Source organism: Patescibacteria group bacterium, from assembly GCA_041645165.1.
GTDB lineage: Bacteria > Patescibacteriota > Patescibacteriia > 2-02-FULL-49-11 > 2-02-FULL-49-11 > 2-02-FULL-49-11.
The window spans coordinates 1-8,870 of record JBAZQN010000028.1 but is presented as its reverse complement, the minus strand read 5'-3'; the positions used below and the strand labels follow the sequence as shown (position 1 = coordinate 8,870).

Annotated in this window: 7 protein-coding genes; 2 read left to right on the top strand and 5 right to left on the bottom strand. The window is 51.4% G+C overall.

What is annotated here, in order from left to right; genetic code table 11:
* Positions 1-147 precede the first annotated feature (147 nt).
* From WC659_07055 to WC659_07035, 5 genes are all read right to left on the bottom strand, one after another.
* Entirely contained in the window at positions 148-453 is a 306-nt protein-coding gene (locus tag WC659_07055; GenBank protein MFA4873653.1) for a MazG-like family protein, read from the bottom strand.
* A gap of 27 nt (positions 454-480) precedes the next feature.
* Positions 481-981, bottom strand: a complete 501-nt coding sequence (locus tag WC659_07050; GenBank protein MFA4873652.1) for a hypothetical protein — start codon at positions 979-981, stop codon at positions 481-483.
* Positions 982-1,016: 35 nt separating this feature from the next.
* On the bottom strand, positions 1,017-2,141 hold the full coding sequence (locus tag WC659_07045; protein MFA4873651.1) for a hypothetical protein: 1,125 nt from the start codon (positions 2,139-2,141) through the stop codon (positions 1,017-1,019).
* A gap of 174 nt (positions 2,142-2,315) precedes the next feature.
* The gene (locus tag WC659_07040) at positions 2,316-5,801 is read right to left on the bottom strand and encodes a DNA polymerase III subunit alpha (protein ID MFA4873650.1); all 3,486 of its coding nucleotides are present in this window, start codon (positions 5,799-5,801) and stop codon (positions 2,316-2,318) included.
* Between the two features lie 155 nt (positions 5,802-5,956).
* The gene (locus WC659_07035; GenBank protein MFA4873649.1) at positions 5,957-6,280 is read right to left on the bottom strand and encodes a hypothetical protein; all 324 of its coding nucleotides are present in this window, start codon (positions 6,278-6,280) and stop codon (positions 5,957-5,959) included.
* Positions 6,281-6,549: 269 nt separating this feature from the next.
* Between WC659_07035 and WC659_07030 the strand changes: the two genes are divergently transcribed.
* A complete protein-coding gene (locus tag WC659_07030) occupies positions 6,550-7,419 on the top strand; it encodes a hypothetical protein (GenBank protein MFA4873648.1) in 870 nt (289 codons plus the stop codon).
* A gap of 56 nt (positions 7,420-7,475) precedes the next feature.
* Positions 7,476-8,567: an FtsW/RodA/SpoVE family cell cycle protein gene (locus tag WC659_07025; protein ID MFA4873647.1), complete on the top strand. Its 1,092-nt coding sequence runs from the start codon at positions 7,476-7,478 to the stop codon at positions 8,565-8,567.
* Positions 8,568-8,870: the final 303 nt, after the last annotated feature.

The following is an 8,870-nucleotide window of genomic DNA, read 5'->3' as shown; positions in this document are numbered from 1 at the left end:
CAATCCGCTCGTGCTGAAACGTGAAGTTGAAAAGCGATTACAAATCCTGTACGATACTCAAAAGCGCTGCGGTCGATCCCAATTTTAAATCCCCTCTACGGTAACAGTTTCTAATGATCTATATCGGCACCATCAGGTAGGGAAGCCTTATCCTTCCTTCGTCCGCACGTGTTTTCCGTGTACCATCGCATATTCGCGCTTTTTGTTCTTATCAACTTTATTCAGCAGTTCCTTTTCCATGTCAATGTGCAAAAGAGCGGCGAGTCCCAGAAGATAGATAATAACATCCGCTAGCTCTTCTCCGAGATCCGGCAGTTGTTTGCGGTACGCTTTAAACGCTTCTGCAAGCTCTTCGTAGGTATATCCGAATTCGAGGGGGATGTCCGTCACGTTAAACTCCTTCGCCACCTTGTTGTCGTAAATTTCTTTTTGAAGCTGTTTCAGATCGATCATAGTTAATAACTATGTTGGGATTGGCTATTAAGCAGCGGAAAGGGTATTGGTGTGGGCCACTTTTAACGCGTGTCTTATTTTTTTTACTCGTAATGCATCTTTTTTCCTCCCCAATTTTTCATACGCGTTCAATTGTGTTATTAAGGGAGATACGGGTATTTTCATCTTATTGATTTCTATTAGTTTAGGAGAAGCTAGTCTTTTGGAAAGAGAGGTCCATTGATTATCCAATTTTTCCCTCAGGTTGCCCATCACCTCGACATTGGTACGGTTGATGTCAAATTTGCCAAAATATGATTCAAATAGTTCAGTGCGACCAAATACCACGGGGGCAATTTCATATTTTTTGAATAGTTTACCAATCGCCAACGCACCCTTTTTATCTGTAAGAATATCTATATCTTCAGGCGTGATGCGAACTCCTTGTAAGGCCAAACTTGTACTTCCTATAAGAACCCATTTGATTTTCTTACCCTTTAGTGTACGGCAAATAATATTTAAAGTGTTAATAATCTTTTTCTTTAACATAAAGGATTATATTCTGATATGGATTTCATGTGCGGTCAAGGTGAAGTAGGATTTTGTATCGTGATAGTGATATGGTCGCTTAAGAAAGGAAGATACGGGAGGAATGAAGGTTTCAGAGCAATCTGCGCGTCGCTGACGTCGGGAATGCTTTGAAGGATTTGCTGGGCCATGCTTGCCTTTTTCCCCGTCAGGCGTTTCTTGTCGATTCCTTGCGAAGAAAGCAAAATAGTGACTTCTCCTCGTTGGGTGACGCTTACGACGGCGCCATCCGCGGTGAGCCGATCTACGGACAGCTCAATCGGATCAAGGCTTGTAATTGCGAGGGTGCTGTCTTGCCGTGCAGGTATTTTTTCCTGGAGCTGCGTGGCGAGTATTTCCGGGTCAACGTGGATCGTAGTTATCCGATACATTCCTTGAATGCGCGCGCTTTGCGCCTCTTCGCCAACGGGAGTCATTACCTTTTCATTGAGTTGTTCGAAAGAGATAAACGTATCGTCGCTTTCGTTTTCCCATTTAAGCTGCTGGAGAGTGTCGGCGCTTATGCGCGCGAGCGCAGTTCTTGCTTTTTCAATGTCGTCTTCGGTGATGGTGGAGATTCTGCGCTCTCCTCCCGTTATCGGTGTTTTGGAAACCGCATAGATCTTATCCTGAAGCCCCTGCCTTAGCCCGGGGATCGTGAAGCGGGTGGGGGGCAGATCCCCCTCTTTCCCGGGGATATCGGCGCGCGCCTCCACTTCCGTCTCGCCTCCCGCGGGTACGGTTACTGTGTCGGTAATGCGAAACAGCACTCCCTCGGGCGAGAGGAGCCTGGTCGTCGCTACCAGCGGCTGGTTGCGGTCATAAGTATTAATGATGGTGACGGAGCCGTGGGCGCGGTCAGGAATCAGCGTGCCGCCCGTGACTGGCACATTCCCTTCCAAGGTCACTGTTTTGGTGGTGACGGTACCCGGAATCGCGTCTGGAGCCGCAGGAGCGTTGGGGGACTGGACCGTAAGTACTGTCTGCAAGGTAAGGGGAGAAGTGCGGGGAACGAGGGTAATGGTGGCGCGTGAAAGGGAGAGCGCGGCAATAACTAAGGCCAGCAAGGCGGTGAGGATAGAGAAGCCTATTGCGATGCGGCCATAGAAGCGGGGAGGAGAATGAGGTTGAGTGCGAGGCATACCTTAGTGTAAAATCCCAATTTCCAATACCCAATTCCCAAATTGGTCATTGAGTCATTTGGATTTTATTGGATATTGGTCATTGTCCCGCTCTTTGATTCCTTATTCAAGGAAAGCGGGATCCCGCCTGAGCGGGAGGGTTTGGGATTTGAATTATTGAATGTGTTTGTTGTTTCATGCCGTATTTTCAGTTACCGTACCGTGTCCACAGATACGTTCAATTGAAGCTTTCATGTCTTCATCGTACCTTATTCGGAAGTCTGTCTCAATAGTGCGCAGTTTCTCCTGATGGGGAATGGCAATAAAGACGCGGGTATCGCCCACGTTGCGCACAAAAAGCGTTCTCAAGTTGCTCTGCGCTTCGGCGGGAAGTTCGGTATGAAGGGTGATGGTAATATGTTTTTTGAGCATTGAAAGGTCTTGTAGGGGTTCTGCTGATTGGGGAGGAACTCCATTATTATTAGTGAGGAGGATAGAGCGGAGTGTGGCCGTGTCTGCCGCCGCGGCGCTTTCCAAGATTAGTTTTCTCTCCTGGCTTTTTGCATCAAGCCGGCCGCGCACTAACATAAGAGTATCGAGCGTCATGAGATCCTTGACATCGCGGTAGGTGCGCGGGAATACGATGCCTTCTACGCTCCCGCTCTCATCCTCCAGCGTGATAAATGCCATTAGCTCGCCTCGCTTGGTGCGCACTTCTCTTTTTGTTGAAATCATGCCCACCATTTTTACGAGCTCGCCTTCTGCGGCGTGGTCTAGCTGCTGCATGAGGGAAGGGAGCACATCGCGGATGGATTCCGCAATTTTAGCGAATGGATGCGCGGTCACATAAAGCCCAAGAAGCTCCCTTTCCCAAGAGAGCGTTTGGGATTCCGTCGCGGGGGGCGCGGGGGAGAGAAAGCATTTCCGCTCTTTGGGTGAGCTTGCGAACAAGGTTTGCTGCTCGTCTGACCCCGCCCTCTGGCGCACGAATTCGAGGAGCCGCTCAAGGTTGGTGAGGAGCGCATTTCTTTCCCCAAAGCGGTCGAGCGCTCCTGACTTGATGAGGCTTTCGAGCGATTTCTTATTATAGGTTTCCTGGGGAAGGCGCGTAAGGAAATCTTCAAGAGAGGCGAAATGGCCGCCTCGTTCTCGTTCGCGAATGGAGGACTGGATCATGTCGCTTCCGAGATTCTTGATCGCCGCGAGCCCAAACCGTATAGCATGGTCTGAAATATAAGTAAAGTGCTTTCTGCTCTCATTAATATCAGGAGGGAGCACCTGGATGCCGATTTTCCTGCATTCCTGCACCGCTTCGGCGATGGTGTCAAGATTATCGCTCTCCGCCGTCATGACCGCCGCCATGAATTGCGAGGGGAAATGGGCTTTGAGATATGCGGTTTGGTAGGCAACAATCGCGTAAGAGGCCGCGTGCGCCTTGTTGAACCCATACGCGGCAAACGGTTCAATGAGGCTCCAGAGTTCCTCCGCTGTGGCGGTATCGAGCCCATGGCCGTTGCAGCCGCTTAAGAATTTCGCTTTTTGCATCTGCATTTCCCGCGGGATCTTTTTTCCCATGGCCTTGCGCAACTTATCGGCTTCGGCCCACGTGTAGCCGGCAAGCTTCACCGCAATAAGGAGCACGTCATCCTGGAATACGAGGATGCCAAGCGAGCGCTCAAGAATGGGTTTGAGGGTTGGGTGGAGGTAGTTGACGAGACGAGGATTATGCTTTCTTTTAATATATTCGGGGATGCTCTCCATGGGGCCGGGGCGGAAGAGCGATATCATGGCCATGATATCGAATATGGTTGTCGGCATCAATTCTTTTAAATATCTGGTCATGCCGCTTCCGCCAAGCTGGAACAGTCCCATCGTTTCGCCCTTCGCGAGGAGCGCGTATGTCGCTTTGTCGTCCATGGGGATACGTTCAAGGTCGATGTGCGCGTTCGTGGTCGCGGAAATGATGCGGATCGCTTCGCCGATAATGGAGAGGTTGCGGATCCCGAGAAAGTCTATTTTCAAAAGCCCGACCGCCTCGCACGCGCCCATTTCATACTGGGTGATAATGGTGCGGTCGTTCTCGCGCTGGAGCGGGGTAAAGTCAGTGAGCTTGGTCGGCGCGATGACGACCCCCGCGGCGTGCACGGACGCATGGCGCGCTGATCCTTCTATTTTTTCCGCAAGAGAGAGCACTTTAGCGACTGTCGGATCCTCGCGGGAAAGCCTTAGAAGTTCCGGCTCCATTTCTTTGGCTTTCCGTATCGTCATGGCTGACCCTTGTATCCCTAAGGGGATAAGTTTCGCAATGGTATCGCCGCTCGCGTAGGGAAGGCCGAGGGCGCGCGATACGTCCCGCACGGCTGCGCGCGCGAGCATGGTGCCAAAGGTGACGATGCGCGCGACGCGCGACGCGCCATACTTTGCAGTCACATATTCAATAACTTCGTCGCGCCGCGAGTCTTCAAGGTCGACGTCAATATCAGGAGGGGAAGGCCTTTCGGGATTCAAAAAACGCTCGAAGGGAAGCTCGTAATCAAGGGGATTGAGCGTGGTAATCCCGAGCGCATACGCCACGAGTGAGCCTGCAGCAGAACCGCGCGTGGTGGAAATGATGTGTTGTTCCCGGGTGAAGCGGACAAAATCGGCAACCACCAAAAAATACATTGCGTATCCCTTTTTTTGAATAATATCAAGTTCGTAGTGCAGGCGGTCGCGCGCTTCCTTGGTGACGCGGGCAATTCTTTTCACTAATCCTTCTTCGGCAAGCGTGGTAAGGTAGGAATCAGGATGTTCGCCTGCGGGAAGCGGGAATTGGGGGAAATGCCATTTGCCGAGGGTAAGCGTGACATGGCAGTGTTCGGCGATCATCTCGGTGTTTTTTAAGGCATCAGGCAAGTCAGAAAACCTTTCTTCCATGGTGGTGCTCTCGGCAAAAGAGAGGTCTATCCCCCGCATGTCAAGACGTTTTTCTTCTGTCACGGTAGTTCCCGTGCCGATGCATACCAAAACGTCATGGGCGTCCCTATCATCATAGGAGAGATAATGGATATCTGCGGTCGCCACCAGTGGCAGATCAAGCTCGCGGGCGAGCCTCACGAGTTCACCATTGACGCGTTCTTGCTCTTTGCGTTTTTCCGCATCCACAAGAGGGTTCCTTTGAATTTCAATATAAAAATTGCCAGGCCCCATTACGCGGCTATACTCTTGCGCCGCTTCCCGGGCGCGCACTGCCTTACGCTCTCTTAAATGTGTGGCGATCTCGCCGAACCAGCATCCGGATAAGACAATAAGCCCGCTGCGGAATCGTTCGAGCGACTTCATATCAATGCGCGGTTTGTAGTAGAAACCGTCAAGCTGCGCAATAGTCGCAAGTTCAAGAAGATTGCGGTACCCTTCGTTATTCGCCGCGAGGATCGTGCAATGATATGCGTACTCGTCAATTTTCGGCCGTTTCAAGTGGAGCGCATGGGGGGCGACATACGCTTCCATGCCCAGGATGGGCTTTATGCCCGCACTGCGGGCCTCCTGGTAAAATTCAATGCACCCGTAGAGCGCGCCATGGTCAGTGAGTGCAAGCGCGCTCATGCCGCCCGCTTTCGCGCGCGCCACCAGTTCCGGGATTTTAGGAAGCCCGTCAAGGAGAGAATAGTGCGAATGGACGTGGAGATGAACAAATGACATATCCGTGTGGGAAGTCCAAAATTTCCCGTCTCAGCGGGATCCCGCATACCTTAGAGAATCAGATTCAAGGGGCGGGACAAAACCCAAAGTTCAAAGGAAGTTCAAAATCCCAATGACAAATTTCAAAACATGTTTTGGACTTTGGGCTTGGATATTCATTTGACATTTGAACTTTGATCTTTGGCATTGATGGTAGTTTGAGATCGCTTCGCTTTTCTCTTGTCGCCTACGTAAGTTACCAATTTATCTACCGCTTTCATGATAAGAGGGAGTATGCTCGCAAGGTCATGAGCGCGGTCGCGCAAAGTGGTAAGCGTTTCTTCGGCAAGCCGTATCGTCTCATCGATGCGGCGGCTCAAATTGACGAGCGTTTTCATGACGCGGATGCAATACACCAGGAGCCAGGCGAGGAGGAGTGTGAGGAGTGCGGCGCAAGCCGAAAGCGTAAGGTTGAGAATGTCGCGTGAGTGTTCGTACATATGGTGTAAGTTATAGGCAATAAAACACTTTCAGTATACCTGTTGTGCGCTCATTTGCTCAAGTTGAACGGTAACTATTCACCTTTTTCCCGTCAATTGCATTCCTCCTATTCAGACGCTCGGGAATGCACGATTTTTTCGGGCAGACGACCACACCATCGGTGATGCCTAGCTCTCAAAAATCGACATTCCCTCGCTTCTGGAAAACTCTGAATATGTGCGTTGAACGGTATTCCCCGATTTGCTTATTTGTTGTACGCTATACCTATATGCCTTCGTATATGCCTGAAGCGGGAGAGAAGGATCCCGCATTATGGAAACTGGCGCTCGCTGAATACTTTGCCCGCAGGAAAGAGCTTCTGCGGCGGGTGGTCGTCTTTTTGTTTTTCTTATGCGATGTCGCCATTCTTGCGGGGTTGTGGGTAACCTATATAAATTATTCCGCAGGAGTCGCGCAGCATACCGCGCTGGAAGGGAGCCTAAATGATACTTACGTTGATATTGCTTCCTATCGCGCCAGCCATAAGGTGCTCCCCTTGGAGGTTGTCCAGGTTGAATCCGTGGAAGGCGCCGAAGGGTATGGAGATATCGTGGCAGCGCTCCGTAATCCTAATGAGCAGTGGATAGCGGATGATGTACAGGTGCAATTTTTCATTGGTACCAAGCGCCTTCCCGCCGTAACCACGTTTCTTCTCCCCATGGAGACGCGCATAGTGGCGAGCTTCCGCCAGCAATTCAGAAAGGGAGAGGTCCCGCGGGTTGAGTTATCTTCCCTCTCGTGGTGGAGGATGCAGGGAGATCCGCGTTTGGATATCAGCTCACTTACTGTGCAGGGATATCGGTATGTCCCTTTGGGGAACGGCACCACGCGTCTTGATTTCGAAGTGGTGAACGCTTCTCCGTATTCTTTTTGGGTGGTGCCAGTGACCATAGTGGCCTGGCAAGGGCAGCATATCGCCGCGGCCTATCTCACCACGCTTGAACAACTGACGAGCGGCGAGACGCGGGCGGCATCGGTCGCATGGCAGGAACTGCTTCCGCAAATCACCCGCACCACTGCTGACATTGCGCTCAATACTTTGGATCCAAATATTTTAATGCCCTTGCCCGCGGAGACCGTATCGCCGTTTGGAGATTAATGGCTACCTAGTAATACTGATAAACTGTTAAACTGATAAACTGTTTATTTTGTGGTATGGCCACGCTTTCTCTGAAGCGTTTTTTTTCAATAAAAGATTGGGGGCTGGCCGCTTCCCTTTGCGTGCTCTGCGTGTTTGGGCTCGTGGGAGTCATAAGCGTATCGTATGGGAGCGCAAGCGGCCGTCCCTTGCGGCATGCTATTTATTTTATTATCGGCATCGGATTGTTCCTTGCGATCGGGCAGATGGAGCGCCGCCATATCAGGACGTTTGCATTGCCGTTTTACGCGGGGTGTGTTGCCTTATTAATAGGAGTACTTTTTTTTGGTACCACTTTGCGCGGCACTCAGGGGTGGTTTACACTTGGAACGCTTACCCTCCAGCCCGTCGAATTTATGAAGGTGGGGCTCGTGCTTATGAGCGCCTCTTTTTTTGAACGCGCGAGATTCCTTTATTCCCCGCTTTCGCGTGTAGTGCGCAGTTCGGTATTTCTCGCGCCCCCCATACTTCTCACGCTTGCGCAGCCGGATGCGGGCTCGGCGCTGGTGCTCTGCGTGATTGGCGCGCTCATGGTTTTATTGAACGTGCCGCGGCGCATGGCATTCATGCTCCTCCTGATTGCCGTAGTGTTTGCGGTGTTCAGCTGGCTATTTCTTTTGAAGGATTACCAGAAGCAGAGAGTGGCAACACTGCTCAACCCCCGCGCTGATCCATTTGGCATGGGTTACAATATACGGCAATCAGTCATTGCGGTGGGCGCGGGAAAGCTTTTTGGACGCGGCATCGGCGGGGGGCCGCAGAGCCATCTCCGTTTCCTTCCCGAGGCGACGACAGATTTTTCGTTTGCGGTCATCGCGGAGGAGCTTGGGTTTGCAGGGGTAAGCGTGATGCTCGCCGCGTTCGTTCTTTTCTTTTGGAGCATTATGAGGATATTGCGTACTGCGCGTGATGAATTTTCAGTATTTTTGACGCTGGGAGTGGGCGTGTGGCTGTTTTTTCAAACTGCGGTGAACATTGGCATGAATATCGGACTGCTGCCTGCCGTGGGGCTTCCTCTGCCTTTTGTGAGCTATGGGGGGAGCGCCCTGATTGCCTCATGTATGGGAGCGGGGCTGGTGCTTGCGGTGAGCAGAGAGGGGCATGTGTAACGCTCACTGACCATCGACACCCCCACCACCTCCCCCTTTTTATCATCAAGATATGGCGAAGCCATAGGGGGAGGATATTGGCAACGGTCTCCCCCTTTAGAAGGGGGGAGAGGGAAGTGTGGGGGGCTGAACCATGGGCATTGAACATTACTCAGTGAGCAGTTATGGGTATGTGTATGAGTATTTTCCAGTCAAGGAATGAGCCCCAAATCAATAGTCACCAGGGACTGTGATTTTCAATAGCGCGTTAAAAGTTTTTTCTCAATTTCTCAAATAAGGCGGCCTTTGCTTTTTTCATCTCCT

Excerpts from the sequence above, each read along its gene's own strand:
- WC659_07045 (MFA4873651.1), bottom strand. The coding sequence starts at position 2,141 with ATGCCTCGCACTCAACCTCATTCTCCTCCCCGCTTCTATGGCCGCATC.
- WC659_07055 (MFA4873653.1), bottom strand. The coding sequence starts at position 453 with ATGATCGATCTGAAACAGCTTCAAAAAGAAATTTACGACAACAAGGTG.
- WC659_07030 (MFA4873648.1), top strand. The coding sequence starts at position 6,550 with ATGCCTTCGTATATGCCTGAAGCGGGAGAGAAGGATCCCGCATTATGG.
- WC659_07050 (MFA4873652.1), bottom strand. The coding sequence starts at position 981 with ATGTTAAAGAAAAAGATTATTAACACTTTAAATATTATTTGCCGTACA.
- WC659_07025 (MFA4873647.1), top strand. The coding sequence starts at position 7,476 with ATGGCCACGCTTTCTCTGAAGCGTTTTTTTTCAATAAAAGATTGGGGG.
- WC659_07035 (MFA4873649.1), bottom strand. The coding sequence starts at position 6,280 with ATGTACGAACACTCACGCGACATTCTCAACCTTACGCTTTCGGCTTGC.
- WC659_07040 (MFA4873650.1), bottom strand. The coding sequence starts at position 5,801 with ATGTCATTTGTTCATCTCCACGTCCATTCGCACTATTCTCTCCTTGAC.